Source organism: Neorhizobium sp. R1-B, from assembly GCF_004368875.1.
Lineage (GTDB): Bacteria > Pseudomonadota > Alphaproteobacteria > Rhizobiales > Rhizobiaceae > Neorhizobium > Neorhizobium huautlense.
The window spans coordinates 95,572-115,280 of the sequence record NZ_SOEM01000009.1 but is presented as its reverse complement, the minus strand read 5'-3'; the positions used below and the strand labels follow the sequence as shown (position 1 = coordinate 115,280).

Sequence of the window (19,709 nt, the reverse complement as noted above, 5' to 3'; positions counted from 1 at the left end):
AAATGTTTCGCGCGATGTCCATTAACATAACCGCGGGACAACGAGCGGCTCGCCCGGGAAGAGGGTATGCCATCCGGCTGGATGAATGATGGATAGCGAATTACTCAGAACCCTTAATGTCGACAATTTCGAGATGCGCTTCGCCGACGTCGCGAATGTCGAACTTTCGCAACTTCACGCATTGTCGATTTCGGTAGGCTGGCCGCATCGCGCCGCGGACTGGCAGCATCTTCTCGACATCGGAAAAGGCTTTGTCGCACTCGACGAGATAGGCCGTGTCGGCGCGTCCGCCATGTGGTTTCCCCATGGTCCAAGTTTCGCGACCTTCGGCATGTTGATTACGTCTCCGAGGCTGCAAGCAAGGGGCGCGGCCAAATGGCTGATGCAGCGCATCATGGCGGATTGTGGCCATGACTGCATCCGCCTCAACTCGACGCGCGAGGCCAGGCGCCTCTATTTCTCGCTGGGCTTCAAACCAAAGCGTACAGTCTATCAGTGTCAGGGGACTGCCGTGACGCCTGCGGCACCACCGCCACTGGAGGAGGGTACTGTGCTGCGACGGTTGGACCCCAGCGATCTGGATACCCTCATTGCCTTGGATGCACCGGCCTTCGGCATCGATCGCCGGGCGCATCTGCTGCGGCTGTTCGGAAGTTCAGTCTGTTATGGCCTTTATAACGGCGACGTGCTACGCGCCTATTCCATGCGTCGCCGCTTCGGAAAGGGATTTGTCGTCGGTCCGGTTATTGCGCGCAACGACGAGGACGCGATCAGGGTCACCCATCCCCATGTCGCGGCGCATATCGATGGCTTCCTACGACTCGACACGCATTTCGAGGCAGGCCCGTTCGCCAGTTTCATCCAGCAGTCTGGGCTTGCCGTTTTCGATACTGTAACGACGATGGTGAAGCAGGAAGGTGCCAGCTACGGGACTGGAGAGGATGGCGATGCCGTCGTCTACGGCATGGTGTCACAGTCTCTCGGCTGACCGGCCAGCGCTGATCCCAGCGACCAGCATCTCATAGACCTCAGGAGCCACGGCCTTGTCGCAATAGAAATAGGGGCTGCGGAGCATCTGTGAAACACAAAACCGATCTGCAAGGATTCTCGTTCGGATTCAGGCGAGCAATAAAACGGTCTAAACGGATTTCCGGACGCCCTTGGCGGTGGAAGAGGTTGGCCGGACGTGATAGCCTGCTCGTGCCGCGCGAGACGGTGCGCGGTTGGATGTCTGATGCTGGAGTGTGGTTGTCGTGCAAACAACGGCGGACTGTGTCAGCCCAGAAGAATAGTGTCGGCAACTAACGACAGTCGTGACAGCAGGCCCCGAGCACTATTCACAAGCGGTTCTTTCGCTACGGCTTGGTTTGCCTCACGATAACTTATCTGGTTCGCAGAAGCAGGCACAAGTTTACGACCGTCGAGCTACCGACTGAAAACGACCTGGAACTGGCGCAGCGGAAGCGCGATAGTAAGGAGAGAAATCCGACCGAAATATCGTGGGCACATGAATTTGATATCTTTTATGAAGTCGGCGGGAACAAAGCTCGTGTTTTTTTCGTATATTACTTTACAGGCCGCCAGCTGATGCGGCTGGGTCCGGCGACTGTGGGAGGGTTCCATGCGAACCGACGGCAGTGACGTTTTCGATCTCTTTTCAAAAGCCTACGCTAGTGAAGCGCGCGAGACGCTGAGCCTACAGGAATACCTGCTTGGCTGCCGCGACAATGCGAGCATGTATGCGACCGCGCCGGAGCGCATGATCGCGGCCATCGGCGAGGCCAAGCTCGTCGATACCAGCACGGACGAGCGCCTGGGGCGTATCTTCGCCAACCGCACGATCAAGCTCTACCCCTCCTTCTCCGACTTCTTCGGCATGGAAGATACGATCGAGCGCATTGTCGGCTATTTCCGTTATGCCGCGCAGGGACTGGAGGAACGCAAGCAGATCCTCTATCTGCTCGGCCCCGTGGGCGGCGGCAAGTCGTCGCTTGCCGAGCGGTTGAAGAAGCTGATGGAAGAGCAGCCGATCTACACGCTCGCCATCGACGGCAAGATCAGCCCCGTCTTCGAATCCCCCTTAGGCCTGTTCAGCCGCGAACGCATGGGCGACCTTCTGGAAGAGAAATACGGCATCGCCAAGCGGCGTCTTACCGGTCTCATTTCGCCCTGGGCTACCAAGCGCCTCGACGAGATCGGCGGCGATATCTCGAAGTTCAGCGTCGTCAAGCTGATGCCGTCGCGCCTGCGCCAGATCGCCATCGCCAAGACCGAGCCGGGCGACGAGAACAACCAGGACGTCTCCGCCCTGGTCGGCAAGGTCGATATCCGCCAGCTCGAAAATTTCAGCCAGGCCGACCCCGATGCCTATTCCTACAGCGGCGGCCTCAACCGCACGACGCAGGGGCTCCTGGAATTCGTCGAAATGTTTAAGGCGCCGATCAAGGTGCTGCACCCGCTGCTGACGGCTACGCAGGAAGGCAGTTATAACGGCACGGAAAATTTCGGCGCCTTCCCCTATCAGGGCATCGTGCTGGCGCATTCCAACGAGTCGGAATGGCTGCAGTTCAAGCACAACAAGAACAACGAGGCCTTCCTCGACCGTATCCTCGTGGTCAAGGTGCCCTATTGCCTGCGTGTCACCGAGGAGCGGCTCATCTATGAGAAGCTTTTGCGCGAGAGCGAGCTATCCGACAGCCCCTGCGCGCCGGAAGTGCTGGAAAACCTCAGCCGTTTCACGGTCGCCACACGCCTGACACCGCACGAGAATTCGCCGACCTATACCAAGATGCGCGTCTATGACGGCGAGAACCTGAAGGACACCGATCCCAAGGCGAAGTCTCTGCAGGAATACCGCGATGCCGGCGGCGTCGATGAGGGCATGAACGGTATCAGCACGCGGTTTGCCTTCAAGGTCCTGTCGGAAACCTTCAACTACGATACCAAGGAGGTGGCGGCCGATCCGGTCCACCTCATGTATATCCTCGAACAGGCCATCCGCCGCGAGCAGTTCCCGAAGGAGGTCGAGGCGAATTATCTCGACTTCATCCGCTCGGAAATCGCCGCCCGTTATGCGGAGTTCATCGGCCATGAGATTCAGAAGGCCTATCTGGAATCCTACAGCGAATACGGTCAGAACCTGTTTGATCGCTACATCGCTTATGCGGATGCCTGGTTGGAGGACCAGGATTTCAAGGACCCGGACACCGGCCAGATCCTCAACCGAGACATTCTCAACAGCGAGCTTTCGCAGATCGAAAAGCCGGCGGGCATTGCCAATCCCAAGGATTTCCGCAACGAGGTGGTCAAATTCACTCTGCGCGCCCGCGCCCGGAACGGCGGGCGAAACCCCGCCTGGACGAGCTACGAGAAGCTGCGCGAGGTCATCGAGAAGCGGATGTTCGGTCAGGTCGAAGACCTCCTGCCGGTCATCAGCTTCGGTTCGAAGAAGGACAGTGCCACCGAAAAGCAGCACGCCGATTTCGTCGAGCGCATGACCGCGCGGGGCTATACCGTGCGGCAGGTCCGGCGGCTCGTTGACTGGTACATGCGTGTCAACAAGGCTGGCTGACAATACCGTTGCGGGGGCGGGTCAATGCCGAACTTCATCGATCGCCGGCTCAACCCCAAAGACCGCAGCCTCGGCAACCGGCAGCGTTTCATCCGGCGTGTGCATGATGAACTCAAGCGATCGATCAGCGACCGTGTGAAATCCGATCGGATTGCCGATGTCGATACGGCGCATGGCGTGCCGGTGCCGAAGCGTGGCGCTGACGAGCCGAGTTTCCGCAACGCCTCGACCAGCGGTGAACGGCAACATGTCCTTCCCGGCAACGAGAGCTTTTCGGCGGGTGACCGGATCGGCAAACCGGAGACTGGCGGGGGGCAGGGTGTCGGCCGCGGGCCGGGCCGCGGCGAGGGGGAGGACGACTTCCTCTTCGTTCTCTCGCGCGATGAAGTGCTCGACCTCTTCTTCGAGGATCTGGAGCTTCCCGACATGGTCAAGCTCAATCTCAAGGAGACCGTGACCTACAAGCCTCATCGCGTCGGTTTCACCACATCGGGCACGCCGAGCAACATCAATGTCGGGCGCACGATGCGCAACAGCTTCGGACGGCGTATCGCGCTGCATCGTCCGAACAGCAAGGAACACCAGGAGCTTGCTGGGGAGATCGCCGCGCTGGAGGGGGAGGAGAACCTTTCCCAGATGCAGCGCCGGCGCCTTGCCGCGCTGCGCGAGGAGATCGAGGCACTTGAAAGGAAGCGCAGGCGCATCGCTTATGTCGATCCTGTCGACGTGCGCTTCAATCGCTTCGAACGCCAGCCGCTTCCCAATGCCAATGCCGTGATGTTCTGCCTGATGGACGTCTCCGCCTCGATGGGCGAGCGGGAAAAGGACCTCGCCAAACGCTTCTTCGTGCTCCTGCATCTCTTCCTGAAACGGCGCTACGAGCGCATCGATATCGTCTTCATCCGCCATACCGACGAGGCGCGGGAGGTGGACGAAGAGACCTTTTTCTTCAGCAAGCAGAGCGGCGGCACGATCGTTTCCACGGCTTTGGAGGAGATGCAGCGCATCATCCTCGATCGCTATCCCTCCAATCTCTGGAACATCTATGCCGCGCAGGCCTCCGACGGCGACAATGCTACCGGAGATTCCGAGCGCTGTGCACAGCTCTTGCGCGACGCCCTTATGAAGCTCTGCCAGTACTATGCCTATGTCGAGATTATCGACGAGCGGGAAAGCGAGATTTTCGGCGCGACGGACAATGGCACGGCCCTCTGGCGAGCCTATCGCGCCGTCGAGAGCAGGATAGCGAATTTCCAAATGACCCGCATCGCGAGGCCCGCCGATATCTATCCGGTTTTCCGAAAACTCTTTGCCCGGCACAAGGCAGCCCAGCCCGGCCGATGAAACGGAGTGATCATGGCACGCGACGCCACCTTGCTGTTTGAAAGTTCCGAATGGAACTTCGCCACGCTGTCGCGCGCTTACGACGCCATCGAAGAGATCGCCGTCGGCGAACTGGGGCTGGATATCTATCCCAACCAGATCGAGGTCATCTCTTCCGAACAGATGCTCGACGCCTATTCCTCCATCGGCATGCCGCTGATGTACCAGCACTGGTCCTTTGGCAAGCGCTTCGCCTTCGAAAGCCACCTCTACCGCAAGGGTATGCGCGGGCTCGCCTATGAACTGGTCATCAATTCCAATCCCTGCATCACCTATCTCATGGAAGAAAACACCATGCCGATGCAGGCGTTGGTGACGGCGCATGCCGCTTTCGGCCACAACCATTTCTTCAAGAACAACGATCTCTTCCGCCAGTGGACGGATGCCGGAGCGATCCTCGGTTACATGGACTTCGCCAAAAAATACATCGCCAAATGCGAGGAGCGGCATGGGCTTGCAGCCGTGGAGGGAATTCTCGATTCGGCCCATGCACTGATGGACCAGGGCGTCTTCCACTACCGCCGCCCGCCGCGGCTTTCCCCGGCCAAGGTGACGGAGCGGGCGCGCGAACGGCTGGAATACGAGGAGCAGGCCTATAGCGACCTCTGGCGCACGTTGCCGGCGACGGCGGGTGCCGCCGATGTCGAGGAGGCGGAACAGGAGGCGATGGAGCGCAGGAAGGCGCTCCATCTGCCAGAGGAGAACCTGCTGTATTTTCTCGAAAAGAATAGCCTGATTCTGGAGCCGTGGCAGCGCGAGATCCTGCGGATCGTGCGCGTGATTGCGCAATATTTCTACCCACAGGGTCAGACCAAGGTGATGAACGAAGGCTGCGCGACCTTCGTGCATTACACGATCCTCAACCGGCTGTTCGATAAGGGCCAGATCAGCGAGGGCGCCATGCTGGAGCTCTTGGCGAGCCACGCGAACGTGGTTTTTCAGCCGAGCTTTAATGATCCACGCTTTTCCGGTCTCAATCCCTACGCTTTAGGTTTTGCTATGATGCAGGATATCGAGCGTATCTGCATGGCGCCGACGGCGGAGGACCGGGACTGGTTTCCCGATATCGCCGGCAATGGCGACGCGATGCGTACGCTGATCGATGCGTGGGAGAACCATCGCGACGAATCCTTCATCCTGCAATATCTGAGCCCGGCGCTGATCCGCAGATTCCGTCTGTTTCATCTCTCCGATCGCGCCACCGACCGTTTCTGCGAGGTGGCCTCCATCCATGACGAGCGGGGCTATTCTGCAGTCCGCTCGGCGCTTGCCCGCAGCTATGATCCCGGTGCGCACCGGCCGGATATTCAGGTGGTCGATGTTGATCTTCTCGGCGACCGGCGGCTTCGGCTCCAGCATTGGGTAAAGAACGGCATCCTCTTGGAGGAGGGCGAACGCGATGCCACGCTCGGCCATATCCGCCGGCTCTGGGGATATGACTTGAGCCTTACAGGGATCGATGCTTCCAGCGGCGCGGTGCTTTATGAGTGCTCGTCCACGGATAGCGGCGTAGTGCGCTCAGCCAGCTGACGCCTGCTTAAACATCCCGGCCTTCCACGCTTCGATCTTGGCAGCCGGTTTGTGCCACGACAGGTGTGGCGACATGCCATGGGCTGAGATCGGAAGATTGTTTCCGACCTCCTCAGCCGAATTTTCACACATCGTCTGGAACCATGCAGGGAATGCCGTGTTCGTTTCTGGTGCGAAAGGAGAATCCTTATGAAACGGACCGTTCTAGCGGCTGCCATGGTCATGGTGGCGACGTCGGCTCTTGCCCAATCGGCCGCAGAAAAATCAGGAGTGAATTCACTTGTTGGCGTTCCTCCGAAGGCCGAGGATTTCGTGATGGAAGCGGCGACCAGCGACATGTTCGAAATCGAATCCAGCAAGCTCGCCGTCGAACGTGCAGACGCAGCGACGAAGACCTTCGCGCAGCAGATGATCCAGGACCATCAGAAGACGGCCACAGAACTTAAGCAGCTCGTCGACAGCGGCAAGGTAAAGATCGCTTTGCCGACGGCGATGACCGAGGCACAGCGGGAAATGCTCGACAAGCTGAAGGGCCTGCAAGGGGAGGACTTTACGGACCAGTATCATTCGGACCAAGTCGACGCCCATGAGGATGCGGTGGATCTCTTCAAGCGCTATGGCGAAGAAGGAGACAACGCGGATCTCAAGGCCTGGGCAGCAAAGACCGCTCCAGCCCTGGAGCACCATCTCCAGATGGCCAAGGATCTGGACAAGTAAACGCGACGCCAGATTCGGCTGCTGCACCCGCTGTGTTGGATCCTCCGGCACAGCGATGAGCCGTCGCAGACCGGCAACTCATTCGATGCCCGTCCGAAGCCGAAAGGCTTGTCATTGGCGCGGGACGCTCAAGAGGACCTTACTGTGAAAGCACTGACCTGGCATGGCAAACACGACATCCGCTGCGAAAGCGTTCCCGATCCTGAAATCCAGGACGGCAGAGATGCCATCATCAAGGTGACCGCCTGCGCGATCTGCGGTTCCGACCTCCATCTTTACGATGGCATCATGCCCGAGATGCGTAGCGGCGACATCATGGGCCATGAGACCATGGGTGAGGTGGTTGAGGTGGGGAGGGATAATACGAAGCTGAAAGTGGGCGATCGGGTGGTCGTGCCTTTCACCATCTCCTGCGGCGAATGCTTTTTCTGCCAGCGCGGTTTCTATTCGGGTTGCGAGCGTTCCAACCCTGATCGGAGCAAGGTGACCAAGCTGTGGGGCAATTCGCCGGCAGGCCTGTTTGGATATTCCCATCTGCTTGGCGGCTATAGCGGTGGCCAGGCGGAATATCTGAGAGTGCCTTACGCTGATGTCGGTCCGATCAAGGTTCCGGAGGGGTTGACCGATGAGCAGGTCCTGTTCCTCTCCGACATCTTTCCGACAGGCTATATGGCCGCCGAGTTCTGCAACATTCAGGCGGGCGACACGATTGCGATCTGGGGCTGCGGACCTGTCGGCCAGATGGCCATCCGTTCTGCCTTCCTGCTCGGCGCCGCACGGGTAATTGCGATTGACGCGGTACCGGAACGACTGACGCTTGCAGCCTCGGCGGGTGCGATCACTCTCGATTTTCTGGACGAGGACATCTACGACCGAATCATGGAACTGACACACGGCCGCGGAGCGGATGCGTGCATCGATGCGGTCGGTACGGAAGCGGATGCCTCGGCAAGCTGGGACTCACGTATCGACCGGATCAAGGTCGCCATGTTCATGGGCACCGACCGGCCGCATGTCCTGCGTCAGGCAATTCTTTGTTGCCGCAATTTCGGCACCGTCTCCATCGTCGGTGTCTATGGCGGCTTCCTCGACAAGATACCCATGGGATCCGCCATCAATCGCGGCCTGACGTTCAGGATGGCGCAGACGCCCGTGCAGCACTACCTGCCGATCCTCATGGATCGGATCCAAAAAGGTGAAATTGATCCCTCCTTCGTCATAACGCATCGCGCGACGCTGGAAGAGGGTCCCGAACTCTACAAGACGTTCCGTGACAAGCAGGATGGCTGCATCAAGGTCGTCATGAAACCATGAAGGAGAAAGCCATGAGCCTTGCTGAAGCAGACAAGGGCCTTGCGGTCGTCACCGGCGCCTCGTCGGGGATCGGTTACGAGCTTGCGAAATGTGCGGCCCAGGATGGTTATGATCTTGCCATCGCAGCAGACGAGCCGCAAATTGAGGAGGCGGCGACGAAGCTCAGGGAGTTTGGCGTGGAGGTTGAAGCCATGCAGGTCGATCTCTCAACGCGCGATGGCGTGCGCCGGTTTGTTGCGGGAATCTCCGCTCTCGGAAAACCGATCGACCTTTTGATGGCAAACGCAGGCAGGGGCCTCGGCGACGGCTTTCTTGACGAAAACATTGATGATGTACAACGGGTCGTGGACACCAATATCAGCGGCACGTTGGCGCTGGTCCATGATATCGGCAATCGCATGCGGGCCCGTGGTAAAGGGCGCATTCTTTTCACCGGTTCGATTGCCGGCTTTATTCCCGGTACATTCCAGGCGGTCTATAACAGCACCAAGGCCTTCATCAACTCCTTCTCCTTCGCACTGCGCGAAGAGTTGAGGAATACCGGCGTCACGGTCACCTGCCTTATGCCGGGCGCGACGGATACCGAATTCTTCGAACGCGCCGATCTCATGGACACACGAGTCGGCCAGGCCAAGAAGGACGATCCGGCACCGGTCGCCAAGATTGGCTATGACGCGATGATGGAAGGCGAAGGCGACGTCGTCTCGGGATGGAAGAACAAGCTGATGTCGGCAGCCGCCAACGTCACGCCGTCCGAAGTTCTAGCCAGGCAGCACCGCAAGATGACGGAACCAGGTTCCGCGAAGAACTGACGATGCCAGGCAGCGGAATATAAAATATTTTGGAATGCCGCTAACGTAAGGGCCTTCCGTGCCGATGCGGACAGGATCTTGCATCGACATAATCCGGCCCCGCCCTTAACGGCTTGCGTCGGAGCCTGACGTATTGTCGTCAGAAACACCTTTTTTGAAGGCTCTGACTCCTTGCCCCAGATCACCCAACAACTGAGGGATCTTTCCTCGACCGAATAGCAGCAGAATGATTGCGACTACGATCAACCAATGCCAGGCACTAAAGGAACCCATTTTTTTACTCCTGAGTTAGCTGCGAAGAATAGAACTTCTCGAACCACATCCGGTCTGAGCACTGCTTGCCGTGGGAGCTTCCGGGTTGTCTCAGCGCAGCGTTGACGCACGAAAGAAGGGCTGCGCTCACAGCAAGACCGGCGGAAAATCTAGACGGGGACGGCATCAACCGAAACAGTCTGCTCTCCCGCAAGTATTGTTTGGATTGTTTGCGGATCGATCAGACCAAATGCGGTCGAATAGGCGTCGGCCCGGGTAGCGTTATCGGCAATGACGGTCACTCTGCGGTAGAGGGGAGCGATCTTGCCTTTCCGGGGATCAAGTATATGGCTGAAACGCCCGGCGTTGTCGAAATGGAAACCGGAGAAGCTTGATGTGGCGACTGCCTTATTCACCACCGAAAGCACCTTGTCCGTTCGAGTATCTGTCTGGTTTGCCGTCAATCCGATGCGCCAGGATGACCCGTCAGGCTTCGTCCCGATTGCGTAGCTTTCGCCCATGTCGACCAAGCTGCTCTCGATGCCACTCTCCCGCATCAGGGCGACCACTCGGTCCGTGACGTAACCCTGGGCGATCCCGTTGAGCGTCAACGCCATACCGGGCCTTTTGAAGACGATCCGATCACGGCTGAACTCCAGGTGCTGAAAACCAATGGAGGTTCTGGCCTGCTCCAGCTCGACCTGAGAAGGGCCGGAGGCCGCGGCATCGGTCTTGCTGAAGTGGCGGGCGTAAAGTGCCCAGAGCGGCTGGATGCTGGGGTCGAAAATTCCGTTCGTTTTCTCCCAGGCTTCGCGGCTCGCTTCCAGCACGGCCACCAGATCTCGCGACGGAGCCGCCAAGGCACCAACACGGTTGAGTTCGCATAGCTCGGAATGACTGCGATAGAGGCTGAAGACATCTTCGAGCCGGCGGGCTTCCGCCACCACACGGCTGATCAGGTTTTTCGCAAATGAGCGGTCCGGATGGTTGAGTATGAGCGTCGTCGGGGCTCCGAGCGCATGGCCATGCCAAACGACCGGCTCGATTTCCACGCCGGCCCTACCGTGGGAGGGAAGCAACGATAGCCCGGCGGCTGCACCCAGGATCCGCAACGTTCTGCGGCGTGATATCCCGCTAGTCATCTGCCTGCCCCTCTGTGGTGTCATTTGATGCCGTATCGGTCGCCGCACCGGCGCTCAGGATGTAATCCCTTGGAATATCGCTGAAACCGACGATCTTCCCCCCATGTTGTTGCGCGAAGCTGCGCGCATCCTCCTGAACGGAGAAGGGGACCGCTTCGTCTGCATCCATGCCGCCGCGCTGTGAGCTGCCGATGACGAAATAGGCCTTCTTTGCGTCTATCCAGTTTTCCGCTCCCGGCTCTTCCCAGCTTGGAGCCTTGCTCATGTCGGATACGTAGATGGCCGCAATATCCCGCGGCTCCTCCGGCAACATGGTGAAGGCCAGGGTATCCCGGGCCGACGAAAACCAGATCGCTTCCGGGATATGTTCAAGAATGATCTGTCCTTTTGGCCCTGGATGTTCGAGCACGTTCATGCCGCAATAGCGGCCCATCGCATCCTCGGTAAGGGCGAAGGGAGCGGGTGGGGTTGCCTCTTCCTGACCGCTGCATCCGGAAAGCAGGAGCGTCGAGGCAAGTGCAATGATGGACAGGCGAATTTTCATGCTTCTCTCCTGGAAAAAAAGAAAGTGGCAACACCAAGCGGAACAATGGTCCAAAGGGAGAGCGCCACGATCATCACAGGAGCCGACAGCCGGCTGTTGGCGGCAACCCCTCCCATACCTGATAGCGTGCCGGCGTTTCCGGAGCCGAGATTGAGCAGGCGGTAGGCGTCGGTCGGATTGGCGACAAGCAGAAGATCGAGCAGGAGGGCCGGCACGGCGCGGCCTTGGGAAGCGACCAGTCCGCCGAGCAGCGCCATGTCGTAGATCAGCACGAAAAACAGCCATATGCCGATCGCAATGCCGCCTGCTGTGCTGCGTTCGCGGGCGAGCGTGCTTGTGAGATAGCCGATGGCAAGAAACACTGCACCCAGCAATACCGAAGAGCCGAGCATGGAGAGAAAGGCCAACCAGCTTTCGCCGGTAATATCCGTACCTGTCAATGTCAGGGCCGCCGCCGAGGCTCCGAAGCCGATCAGCGTGGCAAAAGCGAGGATAGCCAGGTGGCCGAAAAACTTACCGAAGATGACCTCGCCACGACCAATCGGATAGCTGAGCAGCAGCAGCATGGTGCCGCGTTCGGATTCCCCGACAATGGCATCGTGCGAGAGCAGCAGGGCGATCAGCGGCAGCAGGAAGATCGTTAGACTGGAAAGGCTGACGATCACCACATCCAACTGGTTGACGCCGACATTGCCGGTTGGGGCGCTGCCGAGGAAAGAAAGGGTCAGGGAAAGGGCCGCTAGCAGCAGCGTGGTCGCCAGGACCCAGCGGTTACGCAATCCTTCCTGGATCTCCTTGCGGGCGATGATGAGAATGTTGGTCATTTGCACGCCTGCCCCGTCAGAAAATGTGCGTAGAGATCATCAAGCGTCGGCTCGATCACGGTCAGATCCGCGAGTTTTGCGGGCTGGACGGTCATCCTGTGCAGAAGCGCGATCTTGTCCTCCGGCGCGACTTCGGTTTCGAAGGCGCCTGTGGGCGTCCGCTTCCAGCCTGTTTCTCCAGAAGGCCATTCGGGGCCGGGATCCTCGGCGAAGCGGACGCCGATGCGGGTTGGCAAGCGCGCAATGCGCCGCAGTTCGTCGACCGTTCCATCGGCGATTTTTACGCCCCGGTTGATGATGATGACGCGATCGGCGCGGTCTTCCAGTTCAGTCAATGCGTGGGAAGAGAGCAGCACCGTTGCGCCGTCGGAACGCAAGTCGGCAATCAGGTCGTAGAAACTGCGGCGAAGCGCCGGATCGAGACCGCTCGTCGGCTCGTCAAGCAGCAGGACGCGCGGTTCGCCAAGTAGGGCCTGGGCGAGCCCAAGCCGTTGCCGCATACCCTTGGAATAGGTGCGAACCGGGCGGTCGGCAGCTTCCTGAGCAAGACCGACGCGTTCGAACAGTGCATCGGCGGAGGAAAGGGGGACCCGCTTCAGGCGGGCATAGAAGGAAAGGGTTTCCCGGCCGGTCAGCGCCATGTGAAAGGACACGCTTTCGGGCAGATAGCCAAGCCGCTGGCGAACATGGAAGTCGCCCTGGGCAGGATCCTCGCCCAACATCTTCAAGGTGCCGGTGGTCGGGCGGATCAGCCCCAGCATGAGCTTGATCAGCGTGGTCTTGCCCGCCCCGTTGTGTCCAACAAGTGCGATCGTCTCGCCGGCATTGAGTGTAAACGCCACATCTTTCACCGCGTCAACGCGTCCGTAGCGCTTGGAAATACCGGTGGCAGAAACTGTCGCCGTCATGGTCTTGCCTTCTTCTCATTGATCGGCGCCATCAGAGGGTGGCTGTCCACCACGCCGCCAGGCAGGAGTGCCGGAAATTGGGCCTGTGCCCAGCGGATGACCTGAACAGCCGGGCTGGTCATCAGGACCTTCGCCTGCGGCGAGGTCCACAGCACCTGGTCAATCAGATCGTTTGGCCTGTAGGGATTGTCGGCAATGCCATCTCCGTCGAGGTCGAAAGCCGGATTATCGCTCCAGTAGTTGCCGCGGTTCTCAAAGGACCAGTCGAGAAAACGGGTGCCGACATATTTGACCTGGTTGCGGTTGTTGATGAAGGCATTGCCGCTCATCCGATTGCCTTCGGAGCCTGCGGTGAAATGGATGCCGATGGCGCAGTTTTCGAAGTGGTTATCCGCAAACCGGTTGCGGTTGGCATTGTACATGAAGACGCATTTTTCGGGTCCGAGCCGAGCACCGCCCTCTAAAGCCACATCCGCGACCTCGGTTTTCGGCATTCCATGTTCGCCTGTCTGCTGACCGGCCGAAAGCCAGCGATCGATCGGCTGCATCCGGCCGATGACTGTATTTCCGTGGATTTCCGAACTGTTGGCCGCATTGAGAAGCAGCCCATGGTCGCGATCCCCGTTCGAAACGTTGCCGACGATCTTCAGCCGTTTCGAAAACATGATCGCGTAGCCGACCGAATTGCCGGTCGAGACATTGTCGCTGATCTCGCTGTCGTTGGTGTACATATAGTGGATCGCAAAGCGCAGATCGGAAAAACGATTTCCGCTGAAGACGTTGTTCTTGCTGGCGGTCGACGCGATCCCGTCACGGCCGAAACTGACGTCGTTGCCGATTACCTTGGCGCCGGGTGCGTTCCAGATGGTGATGCCGCTACCGGCCTCGCTCATGCGGCCGGATCTGAGGCCGATCACGCGGTTGTTGCGGGCAATGGAATCAGCCGCGCCATAGAGATAGATGCCGGACATATTGTCGGTGACCGTATTGTCTTCGATGACTGCGCCGGTTGCCTCCTCCGTCGCATAGATACCGGAATCACGCATCGACAGGTTTCGGCCCGATCCGGTGACGGAGAGCCCACGCACGGTTACGCCGGGCGAAGCGATGGTGATTACGCTGCCTTCGCCGCTGCCTGTGATGGCAGCACCTGGCCTTCCGACAAGCGCAAGAGGCTTGTCGATCACAATGGGACCTCTGTAATCGCCAGACGAGAGGACAAGCGTGTCTCCCGGCGCGGCTCTTGAGATAACCTCCTGCAATGCGACGTCGGCCGGTGACACGGAAATATCCGCCGCCAGCGTCACGGCTGGGATGGCGGCCAAGAAGGCCGCCATCCCAGATCGTATCGTCGGGTGACGAAGAGACATCACGCCGCCTTCGGTTCGACGAACATGCGGCCCTTCATTTCCATGTGCATGGCATGGCAGAACCAGGAGCAGTAATACCACCAGACGCCCGGCTTGGTGGCCTTGAACGTGACCGAGGCGGTTGCCTGCGGGCCGATCTCCATGTTGATGCCATAGTTGATGATGGCAAAGCCGTGGGTCAGGTCCTCCACCTCGTCGATGTTGGTGACATAGACGGTCACTTCATCGCCCTGCTTCACGGAAAAAGTCTCCAAGCCGAATGCCGGCGCCGACGATGTCATGTACACGCGGACCTTGTTGCCGTCGCGGATGACTTCGCTGTCCATCATCAGGTCGATGCCATCCGCCTTGGCCTGGGCCACGGCATCTGCGAAGAACGGGTCGTCGCGCTTCCAGACATGCACCGGATTGATCTTCGAAGCGTGGACGATCGTGGCGTCATGCGGCTCTGCAAAGGAGGGGCCGTCGTGAACGATGACCATCTCGTCGCCGGAGATGTCGATCAGCTGATCATTTTCCGGCTTCAGAGGACCAACGTTCAGATAGCGGTCCTTGGAGAACTTATTGAGGGAGATAAGCCACTTGCCATCCGCGTCCTTGGTCTGACCCATCGAGGTATGGTTGTGGCCCGGCTGGTAGTGGACGTCGAGTTTCTGGCGGATCGGATTGACTTTTTCGCCTGCGTAGGCGCGCTTCGCGTCCTCGATGTTCCACTTGCAGACCTGGCTGTCGAGGAAGAGCGTGGTATAGGCATTGCCCTTGCCGTCATAGGCTGTGTGCAGCGGGCCGAGGCCCAGTTCCGGCTCGGCGACAACGCAGTCCCGCGGCTTGATCTTGTCGTTGAACAGATCATCGAACTTGCGAACGTCAAAGACCGTGACGGTTGGGGAAAGCTTACCATTGGCAACGACATGGATGCCGTCGGGCGCTGTATTGATGCCATGCGGGCTGTTGGAAATCGGAATGTAGCGGGTAAAGGGCGAACCCTTGCGGCCATCGATCACCGGCACGCCGCCCATTTCCTTGAACTGGCCCTTGGCGACGGCTTCCTCGATCCGCTTCAGGTTGAAGACCACGACCCAGTCCTGCTCGCTGGACATCATCTGTTCGAGATTGACGCCCTCCTCGGAATTGTAGCAGGTCGCAAATGCATATTTGCCCTGATAGTCGCAGTCCACATTGTCGAGGTTGCCGTCGACCATGACCTGCCATGCAACCTTCATGGTTTCGCCATTCACCGCGGTGAAGATGGCGTGATACTGCTTGTGATCGTCAAGCACCTTGCCATTGTTGGGGATCGGCACACGGTCTTCGCCGTTGCAGAACACATAGCCCGTCTTCGGGTATTTCTGGACGCGAAGGCCGTGAACGGTGTGCTGGTTCGGCAGCTGGATGATCTTGTCGCACTTCATGACGTCGAGGCGAATACGGCAAACGCGCGTGTTGGCCTTGTCGTTTGCATACAGATAACGACCATCATAGGTGCCGTCGGTGAATGAAGGATGCGGATGGTGCAGGTCGCCGTTGACATAGGTGCCGCCGAGATCCTTGAGGAATTCCACGGATTCGGGGAGGAGCCCTTCGGTCAGGATCTTGCGGCTTTCATTGGTCTGTCCCCAACCAGTGGCGCTGCAACGGTTGAACACGGGAATGCGCATCAGTTCGCGCATCGAGGGCAGGCCGACAACCCGGACCTCGCCCGTCTGGCCGCTGGAGAAGAATGTGTAATATTCGTCCAGTTCACCCGGCTTGACCTCGTAGCTGTGGTCGGACGACCCTTGGGCCGCCGCTGGAGTGGCGACGGCGCCTGTCAGGCTGAGCGCGCCTCCGATAGAAGCCGCCCCGGCCGCCGCGGCAATGGCCGTCGACCCCAGTATCTGACGCCTGTTCAGGCGCATCGGGTTTTCCTCATTAGACATTGTAACCTCTCTTAGGCTTGTTGATCACGCAGGGTTTTCCGACGTTCCGCCGGCCCTGCCGATCGGAGCGCCATTGTGGGTGACAACCGTTTTTGGCGGGGGTTCTCCCCGGGATGCGGGTGTCGAAAGAGCCATGAATTTTTCTCGCTTCAGCCGCACCTGGATCATGTGCGGGCAGCGGTGGTCGTCATGGTAGAGTTCCTGACAATGCATGCAGTAGATGCACTCGTTGACGTTGATCTGGCCTTCCGGATGGATCGACTGAACAGGGCATTCCTTGGCGCAACGCTGGCAGGGCGAGCCGCATTCGGGCCAGCGCTTCAGCCACTCGAACATCCGGATGCGCCCGGGAATGGCGAGAGCGGCGCCTAAAGGGCAGAGATACCGGCAGTAGAAGCGCTCGATGAACAGGCCGGCAGCCAGCATGGTCAGGGCGAAGATGACGAACGGCCATTCGCGGGCGAATTTCAGAATGATCGCAGTCTTGAACGGCTCGACTTCCGAGAACATTTCGGCGAGTGCGACGGAATAGAGCGACAACCCGAAGAGGCCGAGGAAGATGATGTACTTGATCGGCCACAACCGCTCATGCAGCCCCCAGGGAAGCCGGACCTGCGGAACTTTGAGCTTTTGCGCAACTGTATTGGTCAGTTCCTGGAGGGCTCCGAAGGGGCAGAGCCAGCCGCAGAAAGGGCCTCGACCCCAGAAGAGAAGACCGGCGGCAATCGCCGCCCACAGGATGAAGATCAGCGGAGCCGACAGGAAAAATTCCCAATTGAAGCCGGTGATCAGCGAATTGACGAAGGTGAGGACATTCACCACCGACAACTGGGCGTTGGCATACCAGCCGAGCCACACGAGGGTGAACAGGAGGTAGCTGCGGCGCACCCAGGCGAACAGGACAGGGCGCTTTACCAGCCAATCCTGGAAGAAGAAGATCGCGGTAAGGACCAATAGCGCAGAAATCGTGATGCCGATCTTGATGCGGTTCATGTCCCACATCCGCATCCACAACGGCTGTCCCTCTGCGACCTGCGCGTCCGAAAGGATATCGCTCGCCGGCGTGGCTGCTTGGGGTGCTGCGGCCTGCGCCGGTGCCGGCGGCGCCTCTTTCGTTACGTAGCTGTCCGGCAGGACATAGGAGAGGTTGTAGGGCAGAATCGATTTGTCGCGGCCTTCGGCGCTGCGTTGCACCAGCATCTGCAATTCGAACGGCTCGGTCACGTCGAAGGCAAAGTCGGCGGGCACCACGAACAACGCGATTTCGCGCAGGCGGGGAGCGCCCTCCGCCCCCAGCGCCGGGATGCGGGTGTGATCTCGATCGCGGAACCGCAGGCCTTGGCCGTCCTGGAGAAGCTCGATGCGGTCGAAAATGCCGCCGCGCACATAGCCCGAGCCCTTGAAGGAGTAGGCGCCGTCGCCCGCCACCAGGATCGCCGACTGCCCCGGCTTCAACTGCGCGGCCAACCGCTCATAGGCGGAATTTCCAAGAAGAGTACGGCCGATCGCCGGGACGCTGACAGGCGCGAGGTAGAGATCGATGAAACGATCGTCCCGATTCTTCGTTTCCGGCTTGTCCGCTGCAATCGTTTGGCGAGCCGCGCGGAATGCATCGGAGACCTCTCCCACTGTCATCCGTAAGCTGCGAACCGATCCGTCGCCCAGAAGTGTCTGCCAATCGCTGGTGGCGGTCTTTGTCAGATCGAGCTTGCGGTTCTCTGAGGAAGGCGCCGCCGTCGGTGCGAGACCGACACCGATGCGGTTGGCGCGAATGAGCTGGACTGCCGCACGCGACACGCTGTCGCCCATGACAAGTACCGTGACCGTGGCGCCGCTGACGATATCGACCTGGGGTGGCCGCTCGGCGCCTGACGCCACGCGGCCCATGTCCTTGTCGATCAGGGCGTTCATGGAAGCAACGACCTTTTCCTCAGGAATGCCGATCAATACGATCGGCTCCTTATGGTCGACGAGCTTGAAGCCGCGGATGATGCCCTTCGGATCAATGCCGACGACGATATGGATAGGCTTGCCCGAGTAGCCGATGGAACTCGTGAAATCGGAGTTGAGGTAGGCGTAGCCGAGCAACTCCTGTCCGCGCAGAACCGGTGCGATCGGCGGCTCGCCAACGGGATCGCCAAAGCGATCCGCGCCCTTGAAGAGGTCGTCCGGCCCCACCTTGTTGAGATAGCCGACGAGTGCATCGGCAGCATGGCTGGACGATGTAAACGCCATGGCGGAAAAGAGGAAGGCCACCATCGCGATCAGCCAGATCAGAGGCCTGCGACTGCCGCTCGAAATTATGCTCTTTATCATCCGCTTCGTTTCGCGACGCCTCTATGCTGTTGAAGCCTGTCTATCGAGGGCAACACGGGTGCACTTTGTGCTAAGTCAAACTTTGAGAGGCATCTTTCGCGCAGATTGGCGGGACTTGGCGGATGCGCGTCAGGAAAGCCGGCGAGGGAGCAAGAATGGCAGACGACGGAAAACAACCGTGGCAGATCGAATCGATGCAAGCGCTTCTGTCGATGGCCCGGGCTCTCGAACAGGAGGCGATCGCCGGATATACGGCGCTTGCCGAACGCATGAGAAGAGAGCATCGCCCGGATCTTGCTGCTGTCTTCGAAACCTTGTGTGCGGAGGAAGAGGGGCATCTCGGCAATGTCGATCGATGGATCGAGCAGTCAGCTGTTGCCATTCCAGCGGTGGTTCGCCCCGAGCAGGCAATGTTCGACGATGAGGGAGCGAGCCTGGTCGCGCCGGAACTTCTCAGCTCATATCGGGCCTTCTCCATGGCGGTACGCAATGAGGAACGCGCCTTTGTGTTCTGGACCTATGTCGCCGCCCACGCGCCATCCGACGAGATACGGGACGCTGCCGAACAGATGGCGCGCGAGGAACTGGGCCATGTGGCAACTCTTCGCCGCGAACGTCGGCGCGCCTTTCACAATTTGCGCCATGCGGAGGGAAATCCGGCGCGTCCCGGTCTGGCCCAGCTGGAACTGCGCCTTGCAGATCACCTTGAAGCAAAAGCCAACGAGGTTACACGGGACGAAGCGGAAAGATTGCGCATGTTGGCGGTGGCGTCGCGGGCACGTAGCGGAGATATTCTCGCCAAGCCCTACGGCAGGACCAGCGTGCTGGACAATGCCTCGCAAGGCGCCGGCACACGGCTTGTCCCGCTCTGCGAACTCATCCTCGATGCCTATCTGGATCTCGCGGAGCACGAAAGGAACGAAGATATGCGCGCGAAGGCGCAGTTTTCGGCCGGAGCTCTCATCGAATGCCTCGTATTCATCCGCGAGTAGATGGCGGTAGGTATAGGCCCCCGGACAGAGCTCGCCACGCGCCGATCAAGTTGCCGACGGCCGGCCTCTGATCGAGCCATGAGCCACGCCTCCCTTGACGTGTTTGCAAATCGAT

16 protein-coding genes are annotated in these 19,709 nt (G+C 59.4%); 8 read left to right on the top strand and 8 right to left on the bottom strand.

The features are described 5' to 3' along the window. The first annotated feature begins 88 nt into the window (after window positions 1-88). The 7 genes from EDE05_RS14670 (at window position 89) to EDE05_RS14640 (ending at window position 9,327) form a co-directional block, all read left to right on the top strand. A complete protein-coding gene (locus tag EDE05_RS14670) occupies window positions 89-988 on the top strand; it encodes a GNAT family N-acetyltransferase (RefSeq protein ID WP_132412319.1) in 900 nt (299 codons plus the stop codon). Window positions 989-1,621: 633 nt separating this feature from the next. Then, window positions 1,622-3,571 (top strand): PrkA family serine protein kinase, encoded by a 1,950-nt coding sequence (locus tag EDE05_RS14665; protein ID WP_105372344.1) that lies wholly within the window; start codon window positions 1,622-1,624, stop codon window positions 3,569-3,571. A gap of 24 nt (window positions 3,572-3,595) precedes the next feature. Then, window positions 3,596-4,915 (top strand): YeaH/YhbH family protein, encoded by a 1,320-nt coding sequence (locus tag EDE05_RS14660; RefSeq protein ID WP_105372345.1) that lies wholly within the window; start codon window positions 3,596-3,598, stop codon window positions 4,913-4,915. Window positions 4,916-4,927: 12 nt separating this feature from the next. Further along, a complete protein-coding gene (locus tag EDE05_RS14655) occupies window positions 4,928-6,484 on the top strand; it encodes a SpoVR family protein (protein WP_134101813.1) in 1,557 nt (518 codons plus the stop codon). A 189-nt stretch (window positions 6,485-6,673) separates the two neighbouring features. Then, complete coding sequence (locus tag EDE05_RS14650) at window positions 6,674-7,201, top strand: DUF4142 domain-containing protein (protein WP_105372346.1); 528 nt, start codon at window positions 6,674-6,676, stop codon at window positions 7,199-7,201. Window positions 7,202-7,345: 144 nt separating this feature from the next. After that, a complete protein-coding gene (locus EDE05_RS14645) occupies window positions 7,346-8,515 on the top strand; it encodes a zinc-dependent alcohol dehydrogenase (RefSeq protein ID WP_112800060.1) in 1,170 nt (389 codons plus the stop codon). 11 nt (window positions 8,516-8,526) lie between these two features. After that, the gene (locus tag EDE05_RS14640) at window positions 8,527-9,327 is read left to right on the top strand and encodes an SDR family NAD(P)-dependent oxidoreductase (RefSeq protein ID WP_105372348.1); all 801 of its coding nucleotides are present in this window, start codon (window positions 8,527-8,529) and stop codon (window positions 9,325-9,327) included. Window positions 9,328-9,432: 105 nt separating this feature from the next. On the opposite strand, the gene EDE05_RS14635 is transcribed toward EDE05_RS14640, so the two are convergent. The 8 genes from EDE05_RS14635 to EDE05_RS14600 form a co-directional block, all read right to left on the bottom strand. Further along, on the bottom strand, window positions 9,433-9,600 hold the full coding sequence (locus tag EDE05_RS14635) for a twin-arginine translocase TatA/TatE family subunit (protein ID WP_112800058.1): 168 nt from the start codon (window positions 9,598-9,600) through the stop codon (window positions 9,433-9,435). A 149-nt stretch (window positions 9,601-9,749) separates the two neighbouring features. Beyond that, window positions 9,750-10,721 (bottom strand): FAD:protein FMN transferase, encoded by a 972-nt coding sequence (locus EDE05_RS14630; RefSeq protein ID WP_166675466.1) that lies wholly within the window; start codon window positions 10,719-10,721, stop codon window positions 9,750-9,752. Beyond that, window positions 10,714-11,265 carry a nitrous oxide reductase accessory protein NosL gene (locus EDE05_RS14625; RefSeq protein ID WP_112800054.1) on the bottom strand — a complete coding sequence of 184 codons (552 nt, stop codon included), beginning with the start codon at window positions 11,263-11,265 and terminating at the stop codon, window positions 10,714-10,716. Before EDE05_RS14625 ends, EDE05_RS14630 begins: the two co-directional genes overlap by 8 nt. Continuing rightward, window positions 11,262-12,089: an ABC transporter permease gene (locus EDE05_RS14620; protein WP_112800052.1), complete on the bottom strand. Its 828-nt coding sequence runs from the start codon at window positions 12,087-12,089 to the stop codon at window positions 11,262-11,264. Before EDE05_RS14620 ends, EDE05_RS14625 begins: the two co-directional genes overlap by 4 nt. After that, window positions 12,086-12,997, bottom strand: a complete 912-nt coding sequence (locus EDE05_RS14615) for an ABC transporter ATP-binding protein (RefSeq protein ID WP_112800050.1) — start codon at window positions 12,995-12,997, stop codon at window positions 12,086-12,088. Before EDE05_RS14615 ends, EDE05_RS14620 begins: the two co-directional genes overlap by 4 nt. Beyond that, a complete protein-coding gene (locus EDE05_RS14610) occupies window positions 12,994-14,334 on the bottom strand; it encodes a nitrous oxide reductase family maturation protein NosD (protein WP_245519915.1) in 1,341 nt (446 codons plus the stop codon). The genes EDE05_RS14615 and EDE05_RS14610 overlap by 4 nt, the downstream gene beginning before the upstream one ends. Before the next feature lie 32 nt (window positions 14,335-14,366). Continuing rightward, window positions 14,367-16,286 carry a TAT-dependent nitrous-oxide reductase gene (gene nosZ, locus EDE05_RS14605; RefSeq protein ID WP_112800046.1) on the bottom strand — a complete coding sequence of 640 codons (1,920 nt, stop codon included), beginning with the start codon at window positions 16,284-16,286 and terminating at the stop codon, window positions 14,367-14,369. A 24-nt stretch (window positions 16,287-16,310) separates the two neighbouring features. After that, window positions 16,311-18,602 (bottom strand): NosR/NirI family protein, encoded by a 2,292-nt coding sequence (locus tag EDE05_RS14600; RefSeq protein ID WP_166675465.1) that lies wholly within the window; start codon window positions 18,600-18,602, stop codon window positions 16,311-16,313. A gap of 155 nt (window positions 18,603-18,757) precedes the next feature. On the opposite strand from EDE05_RS14600, the gene EDE05_RS14595 reads away from it, so the two are divergent. Beyond that, entirely contained in the window at window positions 18,758-19,594 is an 837-nt protein-coding gene (locus tag EDE05_RS14595; protein ID WP_112800044.1) for a ferritin family protein, read from the top strand. Window positions 19,595-19,709 lie beyond the last annotated feature (115 nt).

What these genes read in the sequence shown, in the direction of transcription:
- EDE05_RS14610 (WP_245519915.1), bottom strand. Translation starts at nt 14,334, where the DNA reads ATGGCGGCCTTCTTGGCCGCCATCCCAGCCGTGACGCTGGCGGCGGAT.
- EDE05_RS14650 (WP_105372346.1), top strand. Translation starts at nt 6,674, where the DNA reads ATGAAACGGACCGTTCTAGCGGCTGCCATGGTCATGGTGGCGACGTCG.
- EDE05_RS14640 (WP_105372348.1), top strand. Translation starts at nt 8,527, where the DNA reads ATGAGCCTTGCTGAAGCAGACAAGGGCCTTGCGGTCGTCACCGGCGCC.
- EDE05_RS14655 (WP_134101813.1), top strand. Translation starts at nt 4,928, where the DNA reads ATGGCACGCGACGCCACCTTGCTGTTTGAAAGTTCCGAATGGAACTTC.
- EDE05_RS14670 (WP_132412319.1), top strand. Translation starts at nt 89, where the DNA reads ATGGATAGCGAATTACTCAGAACCCTTAATGTCGACAATTTCGAGATG.
- EDE05_RS14600 (WP_166675465.1), bottom strand. Translation starts at nt 18,602, where the DNA reads ATGATAAAGAGCATAATTTCGAGCGGCAGTCGCAGGCCTCTGATCTGG.
- EDE05_RS14630 (WP_166675466.1), bottom strand. Translation starts at nt 10,721, where the DNA reads ATGACTAGCGGGATATCACGCCGCAGAACGTTGCGGATCCTGGGTGCA.
- EDE05_RS14620 (WP_112800052.1), bottom strand. Translation starts at nt 12,089, where the DNA reads ATGACCAACATTCTCATCATCGCCCGCAAGGAGATCCAGGAAGGATTG.
- EDE05_RS14635 (WP_112800058.1), bottom strand. Translation starts at nt 9,600, where the DNA reads ATGGGTTCCTTTAGTGCCTGGCATTGGTTGATCGTAGTCGCAATCATT.
- EDE05_RS14625 (WP_112800054.1), bottom strand. Translation starts at nt 11,265, where the DNA reads ATGAAAATTCGCCTGTCCATCATTGCACTTGCCTCGACGCTCCTGCTT.
- EDE05_RS14665 (WP_105372344.1), top strand. Translation starts at nt 1,622, where the DNA reads ATGCGAACCGACGGCAGTGACGTTTTCGATCTCTTTTCAAAAGCCTAC.
- EDE05_RS14660 (WP_105372345.1), top strand. Translation starts at nt 3,596, where the DNA reads ATGCCGAACTTCATCGATCGCCGGCTCAACCCCAAAGACCGCAGCCTC.
- nosZ (WP_112800046.1), bottom strand. Translation starts at nt 16,286, where the DNA reads ATGTCTAATGAGGAAAACCCGATGCGCCTGAACAGGCGTCAGATACTG.
- EDE05_RS14595 (WP_112800044.1), top strand. Translation starts at nt 18,758, where the DNA reads ATGGCAGACGACGGAAAACAACCGTGGCAGATCGAATCGATGCAAGCG.
- EDE05_RS14615 (WP_112800050.1), bottom strand. Translation starts at nt 12,997, where the DNA reads ATGACGGCGACAGTTTCTGCCACCGGTATTTCCAAGCGCTACGGACGC.